The organism is Mycobacterium sp. NGS64 (assembly GCF_059812245.1).
Window position 1 is genome coordinate 1 of sequence record NZ_JCALCI010000006.1, and the last position, 15,756, is coordinate 15,756.

Genomic DNA, 15,756 nt, shown 5'->3' on the forward strand with positions numbered 1-15,756 from the left:
ATCGCTTGACCCGCGACGCCGTTCCGGATACCAATTCGACTCGGCTTCTTGGCAATTGAAGGTGCGCCGCCAGCAGGCGGATGACCGCTTCGTTGGCCTTGCCATCCACCGCTGCCTCCCGGACGTAGATCGTCAGCTCACCGTCGGGGCCGACCTCGACGAGGGGCCCCTTGCGGCTGCCGGGCTTGACCTTGACGACGACGGAGTCGTTCATGCCTCGCAAGGCTACCGGCGCGGACTCGTGTGTTGACTTACGGAGAACGTTCACGCGGTTGTCGGTGGCTGCTGCTATTTCTTAAGCAGCAACAGATTGGAGTCGGGATGGACAGCGCAGCTTTGGCCCAGCGCGGCGAACGGTTCCGCCAGCTACACGACAGTGACGAGATGCTGGTGCTCCCCAACCCCTGGGACGTCGGCACCGCACGGTTATTCGCCAATCTCGGATTTCAGGGACTGGCGACTACCAGTGCGGGACTGGCGTTTTCGTTGGGTCGGCGCGATGGCGATGGCGCGGTCAGCAGGAGCGAAACCCTCGAGCATGTGCGCAACATCGTCGACGCGACATCGTTGCCGGTGACCGCGGATTTAGAGAACGGCTTCGGAGCGTCGCCCGAGACCGTGGCAGAGACGGTGCGTCTCGCGGGCCAGGTCGGCCTGGCGGGAGCCTCGATCGAAGACGCAACGTACCGGCCTGAGGACCCGATCTTCAACCGCAAACTGGCGATCGAACGGATCCAGGCCGCCGTGGAGGCCGCGCGGTCGCTGCCGTTCCCCTTTACCCTGACGGCTCGCTGCGAGAACTTCATCCGTGGCCGACCCGACCTCGAAGACACGCTGTCACGGCTTCAGGCCTTCGAAGCCGCCGGCGCCGACGTGCTTTACGCGCCCGGCATTCCCGACGAAGCGGCCCTTCGCCTCGCGTGCAGCAGCGTGTCCAAGCCGCTCAACTACGTTGCCGGGATCGGGCCGACCCGTTTCACCGTCGCCGAGCTCAAGGAATTCGGGGTGCGCAGGGTGACTATCGGCACCTCGTTTTGCCGTGCCGCCCTGACCGCCGTCGTCCGTGCCGCGCGTGAGGTGCTCGACAGCGGGTCGTTCAACTATCTCGATGGCGTGTACAGCGTGGGCGAGTTCAACGCTCTCATCGATCCCCACGCGGGCGACCGCTGACGTCGCCGGTGTCACGAGTTGCCGCTGCGCGCGCGCCACCATCGCCACCAGATTGACGGATGCCCAAGGAGCGTCGGCAGGATCGCGAGAGGATCGAAATAGGTGACCCGTTCAATCGCCTTGCCGTCGTGTAGCACGAGCCGGTTCACGCTGGGCCATTCGATGATTCGGCCGCCAACCCGGGCATGGAGCCGGAACTCAATGAACAAGAGGTCGCCGTCTGCGCACCATCGGTCGACGCGAGCGCGCAAATCTGGAAGGCAGCGCCAGATGCGTCGGAACTCTCGTTGTGCGGCCTCGATCCCGACCATCGGGCCTGCGAGTGGTTGCACGAGGACCACGTTGGTGTGCAGGAGCTCCGGCAGCCGTTGTGGCGACGGGTCGCGCCAGAAGTCGGCGAACTTGGTGACGAACTCTTCAGGGGCGGAGCGCTTCTTCACTCCCCCACGATGTCGACCGGTGTGCTGCCATCTCGACGCGTGACAGTGCCAAGAACCGCCAACCCGAAATGCTGATCAGCCGGCCGGCGGCACCAGCGGAGGACGGCAGGCGTTGGCGGTCGGATCCCACCACCAGCCGTTGTCGCACGCCAGCGGTTGCGGCCCGACGCCGAGTGGCCGACACACGTTTGCCGTCGGGTCCCACCACTGGCCGGCATCGCACGCCAAGGGTTGCGGCCCGACGCCGACTGGCCGGCACACGTTAGCCGTCGGGTCCCACCATTGGCCGGGGTCGCATGCAAGAGGTAGCGGCGCCCCGGCGGATCGACACATGTTGGCCTTCGCGTCCCACCACTCGCCGTCGGCGCATTGGGCCGAACTCACCGCCGGCATCGCGATCGTCACCGCGGCCATCGAGCCCAGTGCCACCGTCACAGCGGCTAATGCACGGCGAATCGATGTCATCATTGCGAGCCTCCCCCTATGTCGGCATACACCTCATCGAACCGACGCCGGGCATCGAGGTCAAGGGCCGTCCGGCGCGGCTAGCGTGGATGCAGTGACCGTTGCTAGCGAACACTCGGATGACCAAGCCGCCATACGACAGCGAACCGGCCGGCTCGCCGGCGCGATCCGCGCCGCGGACCTCGAAAGCGTGATGTCGATCTACGCACCCGACGTCGTGTCGTTCGACCTCGAACCGCCCCTGCGACACGTGGGGGCGGAAGCCAAACGGCGAAACTGGGAGCGCGTGTTCGCGGCATACGAGCACCCGCTCGGCTACGAGATTCGCGACCTCACCATCACGGTCGCCGGTGACGTGGCATTCGCGCACAGCCTGAATCGGCTCAGCGGCACGCTGAAGAGCGGGACGACGAGCCCCGGCTTCTGGGTCAGGGCGACGACGTGCTTCCGCAAACTCGATGGCGACTGGCTCATCGCGCACGACCACGTGTCGGTGCCTCTGGAGGTGGCGAGCGGCGCAGCGCTGCTGAACCTGGAGCCGTGAGCCCCAATTGGCAGTGGTTGGCAGTTCCTTGCGTACACCTGGCAGCGGCCCTGAGGTGCGATGACACATAAGGGTCGGGACGAAACGCGTCAGGAGGAACAACCGACATGCCACAGCTCGCACTTCGCCAGGCCACCATCGAATACCGGGAATTCGGACCGCAGGATTCGCCGCACCCGCCTGTGCTGTTCGTCCACGGCATCCTGGTCGACGGGCAACTGTGGCGAGACGTCGCCGACGGCCTGGCGCGCCGGGGGTTCCGCTGCATCGTCCCGACGTGGCCGCTGGGCTCGCACACCATCCCGGTCAAGGACGCCACCGCGCTATCGCTGCCCGGCGTCGCGGAGATGGTCAACGACGCGCTCGTCGCCCTCGACCTCTCCGACGTGACCCTGGTCGGCAGCGACACCGGAGGTGGGATATGCCAACTGGTCGTCGACGCTCACCCGGACCGGATCGGCCGTCTCGTGCTCACCAACTGCGACGCCTTCGACAAGTGCCCACCCTTCCCCTTCGACGTCGCGTTCGCGGTGCTCCGCGGCCCGGCCTCGATCAAGGCGCTGGCCCAACCGCTGCGATTCCGCGCCGTGCGCCAGTCGCTCTTCGGGTTCGGCCTGCTCGTCAGCAAAGCCGATCCGGACCTCACCTTGGCGTGGGTGCAACCCTGCCTCGACGACTCGCGCATCCGCCGCGATCTCGCGGCGCTGCTGCGGCGGGTGGCCGGCTTCGATCTCACCGACGTGGCCACCCGCCTCCCCCGGTTCACCAAGCCCGTCACGCTGGTATGGGGCCAACGGGACCGCTGCTTCACCCCGGGCCTGGGCCGGCGGCTCTCCGGGTTGTTCAGCAACGCGAAACTGATCGAGGTGCCCGACGCGAAAACATTTGTCGCCCTTGATCAGCCGGATGCGGTCGTCGACGCGATAGCGACGATCACGGCGGTGAGCGCGTAGCGCCGTTCGCCGGGGCGCCGACGCCCGTTCGCCGGCCCGGTGAACTTCTCCGATAAGCGGCGCGAATTCGCGCGCTGTCTTAGCCTGTCTAATGGATAGTCGTTCCCGCAGGGCGGCGCCGCGAGGTGCGCCGGTGAGCGGAAGGTTGCCGGGAATATGGGCGTCGGTGTCGGGCCTTGGCAACGGCAGCCGCCAAATTCCCCGCATGCCGGTCTATCGGTCTGACGGCGCGGGCGCGGGGATTCACATGGCCGAGCGAGTCGTCGGAAGGCGAGCTGAAGAACAGGCCGTCATCGACTTTCTCGATCGTGTGCCACATGAGGCATGTGCCCTCGTCATCGAGGGCGAGCCCGGTATCGGCAAGACCACCCTGTGGTTGGACGCGGTAGACCGGGCTCGCAGCCGCGGTTTCCGTGCGCTGAGCTGTCGCGCGGCCTCCGCCGAATCCGTGTTGGCCTACACGGTGTTGGCCGATCTGCTCAGCGATGTCGACGATTCGATATTGGCCGACCTGCCTGTCCCACAGCAGGAAGCGTTGGACGGGGCGCTCCTGCGTCGCCGAGTCGAGGCACACGACATCGATCCCGGCGCGGTGGCGGCGGCGTTTGTGACCGTCATTGGCCGGCTCGCCACCGACAATCCGCTGGTACTGGCGATCGACGACTTGCAGTGGGTCGACGCGTCCAGCGCGAGCGTGGTGTCGTATGCCGCACGGCGGCTTCCGCCCGGGGCGGCCATGGTGTGCACGACGCGTACCGAAGAGGCGGCGGCGCGGCTGCAGTTGCCCAGCCCCGATGGAGTGCAGCGAATCCGGCTGCGGCCGTTGACGGTCGGTGAATTGCATCAGGTTATGTTTCTTCGGCTCGGTCGCTCGGTCACCCGCCCTGCCTTATTGCGTATCCACGAGATCGCAGGCGGCAACCCCTTTTTCGCGCTGGAGCTGGCCCGAGAACTCGGCGCCCAGCGCGGCCCCGCGTTGAGCCTGCCGAGCAGCCTCAATGAGGTGGTCCGTTCGAGAATCGGCCGGGTCGGTGCCGAGGACGTCCTGCTTGCGATGGCCAGCCTGCCCGATCCGACGGTGCCGATGGTGGCCCGCGCCACGGACATGACACCGGATCAGGTGGCCGAGTTGCTCGGTGAAGCCGAGATTCAAGCCGTGGTGGCCATCGAAGGAAACCAGCTCCGCTTCACGCATCCGATCCTGGCGCACGGCGTCTACAGTGGCGCGTCCTCACGTCGTCGCCGCGAGATGCACCGGCGTCTGGCCGAACTCGTCGACGAGCCTGAGTTGCGCGCCCGCCACCTTGCCCTGTCGGACGCGACCGGTGAACCGCAAACGATCGAAGCGCTCGACGGCGCGGCGGACCTGGCGCGCAGCCGCGGAGCCCCCGCCGCCGCGGCCGAGCTGCTGGAGCTGGCGATCGGCCTCGGCGGGGATTCTCCTGAGCGTCGAATCCAGTTGGCCGCTTACCATTTCACCGCCGGCGACGCCGAGCGTGCCCGGGCCGTGCTGGAACAGACTGTCGATCGGCCAGCACCCCGCCCCGTGCGGGCGGCGGCGTTGCGATTGCTTGGGCAATGGAGCCTGCTCGACGGCAGTTCGCGCGAGGCTGCCGAACTACTCGACCGCGCCCTCGACGACGCGGGGAACGACCTCGCGTTGCGGACCCTGATATTGGTCCCGCTGTCGTTCGCGCTACTCAACATCGGCCAGCGCGACCGCGCCGCACGATGCGTCGACGACGCCGTGGACAGTGCCGAGTCGCATGGCCAGCCCGACCTTCTCAGCCAGGCGCTGGGCATGCAGGTGATGGTGCGGTACCTGCTTGGCGCCGGCCTCGACGAGTCCCGCCTGCAACGCGCCCTGGAGTTGGAGGATTACCAAACCCCAGTGTCGGCGCAGCAGAGTCCACGGATGCAGAAGGCGATACTGCTCGCCGGGACAGGTCGCCTCGACGAGGCACGGCCCGAATTGCACGCCATCAGGCGTAGCCACATCGAGCGCGGCGAGGAAAGCGATCTGCTGGTGTTCGCGTTCCACAGCGGTCTCAACGAGATTTGGCGCGGCGACTTCGCCGCGGCAACGCTGATCGCGAACGACGCCATGGAGCGCGCGTTACAGCTGGGCCGGGACCTACCGCTAGCGGTAGCCCTCATGCTGCGGGCCGCGATCTTGGCGTATACGGGTGCGGAGGACGAGGCGCGGCGCGACGCCGCCCAGGCGCTCGCCGTCGGCGCGCGGTGTGATTCCCCCGGCTTGGTGACGGTGTGGCCGATCACAATCCTGGGGTTCCTCGACGTCTCCGTCGGTGACTACGACGCCGCGCTGAAAACACTTGAGCCCCTGTTGGATAACTTCAAAGAGGCGCCGGAGGGCACTGAGATCTTCGTCGCGCCATTTCTTCCCGACGCCATCGAGGCGTTGACCGGTCTGGGACGCTTCGATGACGCCGAGCCGTTGGTCCAAGCCCTCGAGCGCAACGGCCGGCGGTTGGATCGCCCATGGATGCTGGCCACCGGCACGCGCGGGCGGGCCATGTTGGCGGCGGGGCGCGGCGATGTGCGGGCGGCCACCGCGGCCACCAAACAGGCCATGGCCGAGCACGACCGGCTGCCGATGCCATTCGAACGTGCGCGCACGCAATTGCTGCTGGGTCAACTGCAACGTCGACAACGGCGTCGCGACGCCGCTGCCGTGACCCTGCACGAGGTGTTACAGACATTTCGCCGACTCGGCACTTCGGCGTGGGCCGCCCGCGCCGAAGCCGAACTGGCACGCGGCGTCGAGGGCAGGCGGCGCGGGCAGGGATTGACCGCGACCGAAGGGCGTGTCGCCGAGTTGGCCGCTTCGGGCATGATCAACCGCGACATCGCCGCCGCGCTGTTCGTCAGTGCCAAGACGGTGGAAGTCAACCTCGGTCGCGTCTACCGCAAACTCAACATCCACTCGCGCGCGGAGCTCTACCAAGCATTGCAAGCGTGGAAATCAGATTTTCCCGATGATCAGCGATGAGTTCCGCGCATGCCGGCAGTCATACCTGTGAGATCGGAGTAATCGAGAGCGCCAAGAAAGAGGTTGGATCCCATGCCATCCACCAGCAGGGCACTACCACCAATCGTCGACCAGCGGACCTGGCGCGCGGCACTCGACGACCTGCGCAAGCGGGAGAAGGCGGCCACCCGGGAGCTGGATGCGATCGCCGCCCAACGGCGCCGGCTGCCCATGGTCCAATTGCCCGACTACACCCTGATCGGGGCCGACGGACCCATCCGCCTGGCCGAGGTGTTCGACGGCCGGTCGCAGCTCATCGTCTACCACCACATGTGGTCCGACGGCGCGGAGTGGCAGTGCGGTGGGTGCACGGGCTTCACGTCGCAGTTCACCCGGTTGGAGTTCCTCGACAACTACGACGCCCGCTTCGTCATCGTCACCAACGGACCGATCGAGGAGGCACTCGCCTATAAGCGCAAGGTCGGTAACCGGATGGAATGGTATTCGTCGGCGGAGAGCTCGTTCGGCGCCGACATGGACGCCCCGCCGGGCGGGGGCTTCGGGGTCAACGTGTTCCTGCGCGACGGCGACACCGTGTACCGCACCTGGCATACGAACGGGCGGGGCACCGAGCAGCTCAGCCACTCGTTCGGGCTGATCGACATCCTGCCGTGGGGCCGGCAGGAGGAATGGCTCGATTCGCCCGCAGGCTGGCCCTCCCGGCCGACATACTCGGGTTGGCTCGACTCCCCCGATATCGCCGCGGCCTATGGACCCGAGGACAACGCATGACCACGACCACCGAACGCTACGTCGTCACCCGCACCATCGCCGCGAGGCCGGACCAGATTTTCACCGTCCTCGCCGACCCCGCCCGCCACTGCAACACCGAGCCCACCGACTGGGTCCGCGACGCGGTGGACACCGGACCGATCACCGGCACGGGACAGATGTTCGCGATGAACATGTTCCTCACCCAGGCCGGCGGTCACTACGTCGTCTACAACCTGGTGAACGTGTTCGACAAGGACCGCGCGATCGGGTGGATTCCGGGCCAGCTCGACGAGGCGGGCAACCACAATCCCGGCGGCTGGTCCTGGCGCTACGACCTCGCACCGAACGGGGACGGCACCGATGTCACCCTCACCTACGACTGGAGCGGTACGCCGCAGGACTTCCGCGAGCGCGTCGGCGAGATGCCGATCTTCGGCGAGGACTACCTCGCCGCGTCGCTGGCGACCCTGGAAAAATCCGTCGCGAATTGACAATCGTCGTACAGCCCTCGGGTACGTCAAAGCGGCGTCTACAAAACCCATTTCCTTGTCGGGGCGCCGAATGAAGACGACGGGATCGAATTCCGCGGTTTTCGGTTAGACCAGGTGTTTTGTGCGCGCATTCGCGCGAAAACGGCAGTCCCGAATTGGTCTCCCCAATTCGCGCCATCCGGTTTACTTTGGTAGAAATCCAAGCCAGACTTCAGCGACGTCGGTCGCGGAATGCACCAATCGGGAAGGCGCGCATGAGTTGGTTAGCGGCGTCGTGGAGACGGCCTGACCACTTCGACTGGCTGACCGGTTACCTGCAGGCTCACGGCCTGAGCACCCCCACCCGCCGCATCATGGCGGGGGTTTCGGCATCGCTGGCCTTGTGGCCGGCAAACGTCCTGTGGGGAGTGCCCCCGTATTTGCCGGGCCTTTCGCTGGCGGTGTCGGTGTTGGCCGGATTGATCGGGCTGTTCATGGCGGCGCTTTGGCTGACGCGCTGGCCCACGCGCCGGCAATCGATCTTTTTCGCGATGATGGGCAGCGCCAGCATCGTGACCGGCTGCGTGACGCAGACCCAGCCGATGGTCGCGCTGATGGCATGCTCGGCCTTGGCCGTGTCGGGCGGATACCTCGCGTTTTTCCACACCGCCCGATATATGGTCGTGAATTTCCTGCTGGCCGGCGCGGCGGGCGGTGTCGAGGTGGCCCGCCTGGTCATGGCCGGTGAGACAACGCTGGCCCTCACTGGCTACTTTCTGGTGCTCGAACTCAACGTGGTGGTCCCCTTCGCTATCCATATCGTCGTCCGGGCGCTGGGTGTAGATCTGTTACGCGCCGACCGAGACCCGCTCACCGGTCTGCTGAATCGGCGCGCCTGCGATCGCGCCATCATCGGCCGGATGCTTGCCGGCCACGACCACATGTTCCTGGCGGTGGCGATGGTCGACCTCGACCACTTCAAAGCGGTCAACGACAGCAGAGGACATGCCGCGGGCGACGAGGCGCTTGTCGCGGCGGCCCGCGCGATAACCGCCGCGTGCCAAGAGAGCGCGGTCGTCGGCCGTGTCGGCGGAGAAGAGTTTTTGATCGCGGACGTTGTCGCGACACAACGACCACGGGGATGGGGGCATAAGTTCTGCAATGCGGTCGCGGCGATTCCCGCCTCGGTAACGGCCAGCGTGGGGACCGCCACCCTGCCGCTGCGCAACGTGGGCTGCGACGACGTGGAACAAGCGCTGCGGCAACTGGTCGCCGATGCCGATACCGCTATGTACGAAGCCAAGAGATGCGGCGGAAACCAAGCTCGACACCACCGCTCCCCCGCGCCGGCGGCGATGTCCTGACGGCAGAGCCCCAGCCGCCGCCCGAAAGTTAGATGGAGCGCCAAACGGCGCGCGCTGTCTTAGCCTGTCTAAGGACAAAGGTGCATGCGACGGCGGGCGCGCCCGGGCGTGGGGATTGGACATGGCAGAGCAGGTCGTCGGACGGCGAGCTGAAGAACAAGTCGTTACCGAATTTCTCGATCGTGTGCCGCATGAGACATGTGCGCTGGTCATGGAGGGCGAGCCCGGCATCGGCAAGACGACGCTCTGGTTGGACGCGGTAGGCCGCGCCAGCGCGCGTGGGTACCGGGTGTTGAGCTGTCGCGCAGCTCCCGCCGAGTCGGTGTTGGCCTACACGGTGTTGGCCGACCTGCTCGGCGATGTTGACGACTCCATTCGGGCGGACTTGCCCATCCCGCAACAGCAAGCCCTGGACGGCGCGCTGTTGCGCCATCGCATCGAGGCCCACAACATCGATCCTCGAGCGGTGGCGGCGGCCTTTGTCACGGTCATCGACCGGCTCGCCGCCAAAAATTCGGTAATCGTTGCGATCGACGACCTGCAGTGGATGGATATCTCCAGCGCAAATGCGGTGTCCTATGCCGCGCGTCGGCTCCCGGCCGGGGCCGCCTTGCTGTGCACGACGCGCACCGAGCAGGCCGCTTCACGCCTGCAGCTGCTAAGTCCCGATGGGATGCGCCGAATCCGACTGCGGCCCTTGTCGGTTGGCGAACTACATCGCGTCTTACTGCTGCGATTGGGTCGCTCGGTAGCCCGTCCCACGTTGCTGCGCATCCATGAAATCGCCGGGGGGAATCCGTTCTTCGCATTAGAGTTGGCGCGAGAACTCGGCTCGCAGGGTCGCACCTCCCAATTGAGCCTGCCGGGCAGCCTCAATGATCTGGTCGAGTCACGGATTGGCCGGGTCGGCGCCCGAGACGTGTTGCTGGCCATGGCCAGTCTTCCCGATCCGACGGTACCGGTGGTGGCCCGCGCCACTCACTCGACGCCGGATCAGGTGGTCCAGTCGCTTGCAGAGGCCGAGTCGCAGGCGGTGGTTGCCATCGAGGGGCACCAGCTTCGCTTCACCCACCCGATCCTGGCGCACGGGGTCTATAGCGCCGCGCTGCCTCGCCGCCGCCGCGAAATGCACCGCCGCCTGGCCGAACTCGTCGACGAGCCCGAGTTGCGCGCCCGCCATCTCGCCCTGGCCGACACGTCTGGAGAGGCGGAGACCGTGGCCGCCCTCGACGCTGCCGCGGACATCGCCCGCGACAGGGGGGCGCCGGCCGCCGCTGCCGAACTGCTCGAACTCGCCTTCAGCCTCGGGGCCGACGACCCACGTCGCAAGATTCGTTGTGCGACACACTATTTCGACGCGGGTGACCCGGGACGCGCACGGCAGATCCTCGATGCGGTCGTAACGGCGCTCCCGGCTGGCTTGATCCGTGCCGAGGCCCTGCATCAGCTGGGGTTGGTGCGCCTCTACGGCGACGGTTTTCTTGAGGCGGCGGAGTTACTCGAGGCCGCGCTGCTCGACAGCACTGGCGACGCCGGCTTGCGCGGAGGCATTTCGATCAGCTTGTCGTTTGCCCTCCTGAACGCCGGGCGACCCATGGACGCCTATGAGCGTGTTCAGCAGGCCCTCGGTGACGCCGAGCGCCTCGGCGCACGAGTATCGCTGAGCCTCGCCCTCGGGATGCGGGCGATGATCGACTTTATGTTGGGCCGGGGCTTCGACCGGTCCGCAGTGCGTCGCGCCGTCGAGATGCAAGAGCCCACCTCCCGCATTCCTTTGCCATTTCGCCCGCACGTGCAGCTGACACTTCTGCGTGCCTGGACGGGTGAACTCGAGCAGGCGCGTGAGGACCTGGTCGAGCTGGGTCAGCAGTGTCTCGTCCTGGGCGAGGAAGGGGAGCTGATCTTCGTCAGCTTTCAACTTGTTCTCGTTGACATTTGGCTCGGCCGACTCGACAGCGCGGCCAGTACCGTCGACGCGACGATGGAACGGGCGGCACAGCTCGGCGGTGACTTCCCACTGTTCATTGCGCTGATCCTTCGTGGCGCGGTCGCCGCCTATGTCGGCCGCCTCGACGACGCGCGACACGATCTGGGCGAAGCGATCGCAGCCGGCCAGCGTTGCGGCTCAACGCGTTTGGCCGAGTGGCCCGCGACGCTAGCCGGGTTTGTCGAGGTGTCACGTGGTGACTATCAAGCGGCTCTCGATGCGCTCGAACCGCTGATACCGATGGTGCAAAGTTTTCCGGAGGCCAGCGAGATCATTTCGTCGTCTTTCGTGCCCGAGGCGGTCGAGGCCATGATCGGCCTCGGCCGCTTGGGCGAGGCCGAGCCGTTGGTCGAAACCCTCGAGCGCAACGGCCGTCGACTTGATCGCGCATGGACGCTGGCGGTCGGTACGCGCTGCCGCGCGATGCTGCAAGCGGGAAGCGGTGATGTCGCCGCCGGGGTGACAACCGCCGAGCTGGCTATGGCCGAGCATCAGCGACTGACGATGCCATTCGAGCGCGCCCGGACCCAGCTGTTGCTCGGTCAGCTGCAACGCCGCCAGCGGCGCCGGGATGCGACTCCGACCTTGCGCGAGGCGCTCCGGACGTTCCAGCAGCTCGGTACGACGGCATGGGCCGCCCGCGCCGAGGCCGAACTGGCGCGTCGGCCTCCGGGCAGGCGGCGCGAGCAGGGATTGACCGCGACCGAAGCGCGTATCGCGGAGCTGGCCGCCTCGGGCATGATCAACCGCGACATCGCCGCCGCGCTGTTCGTCAGTCCCAAGACGGTCGAGGTCAACCTCAGTCGCGTCTACCGCAAGCTCAACATCCGCTCGCGCGCGGAGCTCTACCAAGCGCTCCAAGTCTGGAGATCAGAATCGGATATGAGTAGGTAAACCCCTGATGTAAGGGGCCGCCATCATCTATAGCGTGGCCGGGGTGGCGAGCACCGACGCGGCGGGAACACACTCATTTCTTGTCGAGTGGTATGGCCCCCGTGCGCCCGCGCACTGGATCGGCGAAACCGCTCAACGCCTCAACGACCACGCCGCGGCAATGTCGGCCCGCGGTGGACTGATCCGATTGCTCATGGCGGTGGCCGTTCCCGCGGACGACTACGCGTTCGGCGTGTTCGCCGCCGATTCTGCCGAGGTAGTCGCGGAAACCTGCGCCGGCGCCGGCGCTCCCCCGGAACGGATCAGTGCCGCCGTGGGCTGGTGGCAAGGGCAGGATTTTCGATCGCCGAGCGAGGCTTAGCGCCTTCCCGGTCCGCCGCGGCGACCCGCCTCTGCCGGGAGCGGTGCGCGTCCCGTCGCCCCGCGCCGACGATTTCCTTGACGGTTGCGAGCAGCCGGTCGGGCCGATCCCGCAGTGCGCGCGCGGCGGCCCGGATGACACGGCGCGTCGTGAAGAGCTGTGACGGGCGGACTTCATGGTTAAGGACGCGAAGCAGCGTCTGTGTGGCTTCGGGATCGGCGGCGATATCCTTCATCAAGCGGGTATTGAACGGCGTCGACGCACCCGGTGCGCCAAAATCACTTGCCATCCAGTGCATTTCATAGCCGTCGTCGTCGCGCCACTGCCACCACCGCTGCATTTCCTCGTCGGGAGTCGTGTAGCCCAGGCCGCCCTCAATGGAATCGGCCAGCCGACGGGCCTGCCGGAACGCGTCGCCGATGCCCTGCCCCGGCGATGGGTCCTTGAAGTGGCCGGCGTCGCCGACGAGGACCCATCCGGGGCCGGCGGCCTCGCGGAAGTATCCGTGCCACTTCGTCACTACCCGGATCGGGCCGACGCGTCGCCCGTCTCCGATCACGTCGGCGAGTTCAGGCCAGGCCTGCAGTCCGGCGGCGAAGTTTGCGTCACGATTCGCGTGGAACTCGGCCTGTTTGGCCATATCGATCCCGATCGCGGCCATGTAGAGATCGCCGTCAGTGGGCCCGGCGAGGAAGGCCAGGTTTCCGCGGCGCCCAAGCCGCGCGTGCCCTTCCCGATCGCGCACCTGCTCGAAATATGCCCAGGCAAACATCTTCCCCGGCTCGGCGACGTGGTATTCGCGGGCCCCGGCCAGCGCGGCGATCGTCGAGTGGCGGCCGTCGGCGCCGACCACCAACCGCCCTTTGATGGGGCCGGCGACCGTGTCCACCCCCGTGACGCGCCCGCCTTCGGTGATGAGGTTCGTGACGCGCAGGCCAGTGCGGACGTCGGCGCCGGCCGCAGCGGCCGCCTCGACCAGCAACGCATCCAGCGTCACCCGCCGGACGCACAGGCCGCGGGGGGCCTTGAGCGCGAGGTCGACCGTCGCCTCGATCCGCACGGCGTCATCGATCACCATCGTCATGCGGTCGAGCGGGACGGCCCCTGCCGCCAAGACGTCGTCCAGCACGCCGAGCTGCTCCAGCACTTGCACCCCGCTGGACTGGATTATGTGGGTCGATGGCGTCTCCGATGGAAACTGCGCGCGGTCGATAAGGCAGACGCGCAATCCCCGGCGGGCGAGCATCGTCGCCAGCGGCGAACCGGCGCAGCGCGCACCCACCACCACGACATCGAATCGGTTCACACCGCTCCCCCAATCGCTCGACGATCCACTGCCCCGACGCTACCCGAAGATTAAGGGAATAGTAAGAGCTTCTTAGATAACGTTTAGATCGAGCGGGGGTGCTCGCGCACTCCTGCCTCGGCTACGCCACCTGGCGTCACCGAAACACGTTTGTTAGCACTGTAATTCGTGTCCCCACTGCTCGCGCGGCCCTGGGACGTGAGGCGCGATATCGCCCCCTGCGGGGCGCGCGTCGTTCTTAGAGAAGCAAAGAGTTGCACGAAAGCGTCCCCGGGTAGGGTCAGCGCATGACCGCTCTGCGAACCCAGGTCTGTGTAGCCGGCGGCGGTCCCGCCGGACTCGTCCACGCGCTTCTGCTCGCCCGTGCCGGCGTCCAGGTCGTCGTCCTGGAGAAGCACAACGACTTCTTGCGCGACTTCCGCGGCGACACCGTGCACCCCACCACCCTTCGGATCATGGACGAGCTGGGATTCATTGACGAGTTCTTGCGTCTGCCCCACACCAAAATCACGCGTGTCGCCTTCGACACCGACGGAACGCTTCGCACCTTCGGGAACTTCAGCGCGCTCAAACGGTTGGGTTTCAACCAGCCCTACATCGCGCTGATGCCGCAGTGGGACTTCCTCGACTTCCTGGCTGAAAAGGCAAGCGCCTACCCGGAATTCACCTTGATCCGCAACGCCGAGGTCAAGGAGTTGATCTTCGACGGCGACCGCGTCGCCGGGGTGCGTACGCCAGAACTGGAGGTGCGCGCCGAGCTGGTGGTCGGCGCGGACGGACGCAAGTCCACCGTGCGAGAGGCGTCCGGCCTGAACATCGCCGCCGCACACTCCCCGATGGACGTTTTATGGTTCCGGCTGAAATGGCGTCCGGGCGATCCACAAGAGCTCTTCGGAGTCCTCCGCAAGGGCCTGCTCATGGCCATGATCTACCGGGGGGACTACTGGCAGGTCGCCCATCTCATGCCCAAGGGAACCGATCCACGCGACGGTTCGCTCGAGGCGTTCAAGGAGCGCCTGGTCCGCGCCTTACCAAGGCTGCGCGAACACGTCAACGATTTGCACTCCTGGGACGACGCCAGCTACCTCGACGTGCGGGTGGACCGGCTCGAGACTTGGTGGCGCACAGGCCTCCTCTGCATCGGCGACGCCGCGCACGCCATGTCGCCCGCCGGAGGGGTCGGCATCAACCTCGCCGTCGCCGACGCCGTCGCCGCGGCGAATATTTTGTGCGCCCCACTTCGCGAAAACCGGTTGACCGACGCGGATCTTGCCAAGGTTCAGCGGCGCCGCGAGCTGCCCACCCGAATAATCCAGGCCGGTCAGGTCTTCATCCAGGACAGGGCGGTCGAACCCAATTTGACCGGCGACCTCTCCCCGATCAAGGTTCCCAGCTTCATCGGTCGCGGTCCCTTGCAGTTCATCCCGCCGATCATCGTCGGCCGCGGCTTTCGCCCGGAGCACGTGCGCACGCCCGACGTGCACGCTTCCTAGGAGCCGATCGCTCAGCCGGCGAGCGGGTCGAACATGTGCGCCGGGTCTATCCCAAGTTGCTGAGCGACGTGGCTGGTGTCCAATACTCGCGCCAGTGAGTGATCGTGCCGTCGCGGACCTCGAAGAGGGCGGTGACGTTGAACGTGACCGCGACACCGTTCATCGCGTTCACGTCGACCCGTTCGACCACCACCGTGTCCGCGTTCGACACGACCGTGCGAATCTCGCTCCCCTCGATCATTCCCGTCGACAGGCTGCTGTGTTTCTCGAGCTCGGCGCGCGCCGCGTCGCGCCCCACGACCACCGGCGAGAGAGGCACATGGAGTTGCCAAACGAAGTCGTCCGCCATCAACGCGGTCATCGCGTCGACGTCCATGCGCTCGCCATAGGCCGCATGGAGGAAGTCGAGCACGAGCTTTTCGTTCTCATTTTTCGCAACGGCCTGGGGCATGGTCTTTTCCCTAACTCCCGACGAGGACGACCTAAATAAACCGGTTGATTTAATGCCAGGCCAATCACGCTATCCCTTCGATCGGGTCGGGT

At 66.5% G+C, this 15,756-nt stretch carries 15 protein-coding genes; 10 read left to right on the forward strand and 5 right to left on the reverse strand.

The window, feature by feature from the left end; all coding sequences use genetic code 11:
- Positions 1-214: DUF167 domain-containing protein (locus AC5Y4S_RS23500; protein WP_500035015.1), on the reverse strand; the 214-nt coding region annotated here is incomplete at its 3' end.
- Between the two features lie 107 nt (positions 215-321).
- Between AC5Y4S_RS23500 and AC5Y4S_RS23505 the strand changes: the two genes are divergently transcribed.
- The gene (locus AC5Y4S_RS23505; RefSeq protein WP_500035016.1) at positions 322-1,170 is read left to right on the forward strand and encodes an isocitrate lyase/PEP mutase family protein; all 849 of its coding nucleotides are present in this window, start codon (positions 322-324) and stop codon (positions 1,168-1,170) included.
- Positions 1,171-1,181: 11 nt separating this feature from the next.
- Here AC5Y4S_RS23505 and AC5Y4S_RS23510 read toward each other — a convergent pair whose 3' ends face one another.
- Together AC5Y4S_RS23510 and AC5Y4S_RS23515 are read right to left on the reverse strand one after the other, a co-directional pair.
- Positions 1,182-1,610 carry a nuclear transport factor 2 family protein gene (locus AC5Y4S_RS23510; protein ID WP_500035017.1) on the reverse strand — a complete coding sequence of 143 codons (429 nt, stop codon included), beginning with the start codon at positions 1,608-1,610 and terminating at the stop codon, positions 1,182-1,184.
- A gap of 75 nt (positions 1,611-1,685) precedes the next feature.
- Positions 1,686-2,078, reverse strand: a complete 393-nt coding sequence (locus AC5Y4S_RS23515; RefSeq protein ID WP_500035018.1) for a hypothetical protein — start codon at positions 2,076-2,078, stop codon at positions 1,686-1,688.
- Between the two features lie 91 nt (positions 2,079-2,169).
- Here AC5Y4S_RS23515 and AC5Y4S_RS23520 point away from each other — a divergent pair, with 91 nt between their 5' ends.
- The 8 genes from AC5Y4S_RS23520 to AC5Y4S_RS23555 all read left to right on the forward strand — a co-directional run bounded on the left by AC5Y4S_RS23520 (position 2,170) and on the right by AC5Y4S_RS23555 (position 12,414).
- Positions 2,170-2,619, forward strand: a complete 450-nt coding sequence (locus AC5Y4S_RS23520) for a YybH family protein (protein ID WP_500035019.1) — start codon at positions 2,170-2,172, stop codon at positions 2,617-2,619.
- 107 nt (positions 2,620-2,726) lie between these two features.
- Positions 2,727-3,572: an alpha/beta fold hydrolase gene (locus tag AC5Y4S_RS23525; protein WP_500035020.1), complete on the forward strand. Its 846-nt coding sequence runs from the start codon at positions 2,727-2,729 to the stop codon at positions 3,570-3,572.
- A 133-nt stretch (positions 3,573-3,705) separates the two neighbouring features.
- Positions 3,706-6,585, forward strand: a complete 2,880-nt coding sequence (locus AC5Y4S_RS23530; protein ID WP_500035021.1) for a helix-turn-helix transcriptional regulator — start codon at positions 3,706-3,708, stop codon at positions 6,583-6,585.
- 72 nt (positions 6,586-6,657) lie between these two features.
- On the forward strand, positions 6,658-7,356 hold the full coding sequence (locus AC5Y4S_RS23535; protein ID WP_500035022.1) for a DUF899 domain-containing protein: 699 nt from the start codon (positions 6,658-6,660) through the stop codon (positions 7,354-7,356).
- A complete protein-coding gene (locus AC5Y4S_RS23540) occupies positions 7,353-7,829 on the forward strand; it encodes an SRPBCC family protein (RefSeq protein ID WP_500035023.1) in 477 nt (158 codons plus the stop codon). Before AC5Y4S_RS23535 ends, AC5Y4S_RS23540 begins: the two co-directional genes overlap by 4 nt.
- A gap of 254 nt (positions 7,830-8,083) precedes the next feature.
- Positions 8,084-9,172 (forward strand): GGDEF domain-containing protein, encoded by a 1,089-nt coding sequence (locus AC5Y4S_RS23545; protein ID WP_500035175.1) that lies wholly within the window; start codon positions 8,084-8,086, stop codon positions 9,170-9,172.
- A 121-nt stretch (positions 9,173-9,293) separates the two neighbouring features.
- Positions 9,294-12,053: an AAA family ATPase gene (locus AC5Y4S_RS23550; RefSeq protein ID WP_500035024.1), complete on the forward strand. Its 2,760-nt coding sequence runs from the start codon at positions 9,294-9,296 to the stop codon at positions 12,051-12,053.
- Positions 12,054-12,087: 34 nt separating this feature from the next.
- Positions 12,088-12,414 (forward strand): hypothetical protein, encoded by a 327-nt coding sequence (locus tag AC5Y4S_RS23555; RefSeq protein WP_500035025.1) that lies wholly within the window; start codon positions 12,088-12,090, stop codon positions 12,412-12,414.
- Here AC5Y4S_RS23555 and AC5Y4S_RS23560 read toward each other — a convergent pair.
- Positions 12,356-13,720: an FAD-dependent oxidoreductase gene (locus tag AC5Y4S_RS23560; protein ID WP_500035026.1), complete on the reverse strand. Its 1,365-nt coding sequence runs from the start codon at positions 13,718-13,720 to the stop codon at positions 12,356-12,358. The genes AC5Y4S_RS23555 and AC5Y4S_RS23560 overlap by 59 nt on opposite strands.
- A gap of 287 nt (positions 13,721-14,007) precedes the next feature.
- On the opposite strand from AC5Y4S_RS23560, the gene AC5Y4S_RS23565 reads away from it, so the two are divergent.
- Positions 14,008-15,213, forward strand: a complete 1,206-nt coding sequence (locus tag AC5Y4S_RS23565; protein ID WP_500035027.1) for an FAD-dependent oxidoreductase — start codon at positions 14,008-14,010, stop codon at positions 15,211-15,213.
- Positions 15,214-15,259: 46 nt separating this feature from the next.
- On the opposite strand, the gene AC5Y4S_RS23570 is transcribed toward AC5Y4S_RS23565, so the two are convergent.
- Entirely contained in the window at positions 15,260-15,664 is a 405-nt protein-coding gene (locus tag AC5Y4S_RS23570; protein WP_500035028.1) for a nuclear transport factor 2 family protein, read from the reverse strand.
- Positions 15,665-15,756 lie beyond the last annotated feature (92 nt).

Bases quoted from the DNA above. Each gene is read 5' to 3' on its own strand.
- AC5Y4S_RS23525 (WP_500035020.1), top strand. From the start codon at position 2,727: ATGCCACAGCTCGCACTTCGCCAGGCCACCATCGAATACCGGGAATTC.
- AC5Y4S_RS23535 (WP_500035022.1), top strand. From the start codon at position 6,658: ATGCCATCCACCAGCAGGGCACTACCACCAATCGTCGACCAGCGGACC.
- AC5Y4S_RS23550 (WP_500035024.1), top strand. From the start codon at position 9,294: ATGGCAGAGCAGGTCGTCGGACGGCGAGCTGAAGAACAAGTCGTTACC.
- AC5Y4S_RS23505 (WP_500035016.1), top strand. From the start codon at position 322: ATGGACAGCGCAGCTTTGGCCCAGCGCGGCGAACGGTTCCGCCAGCTA.
- AC5Y4S_RS23540 (WP_500035023.1), top strand. From the start codon at position 7,353: ATGACCACGACCACCGAACGCTACGTCGTCACCCGCACCATCGCCGCG.
- AC5Y4S_RS23515 (WP_500035018.1), bottom strand. From the start codon at position 2,078: ATGATGACATCGATTCGCCGTGCATTAGCCGCTGTGACGGTGGCACTG.
- AC5Y4S_RS23565 (WP_500035027.1), top strand. From the start codon at position 14,008: ATGACCGCTCTGCGAACCCAGGTCTGTGTAGCCGGCGGCGGTCCCGCC.
- AC5Y4S_RS23570 (WP_500035028.1), bottom strand. From the start codon at position 15,664: ATGCCCCAGGCCGTTGCGAAAAATGAGAACGAAAAGCTCGTGCTCGAC.
- AC5Y4S_RS23545 (WP_500035175.1), top strand. From the start codon at position 8,084: ATGAGTTGGTTAGCGGCGTCGTGGAGACGGCCTGACCACTTCGACTGG.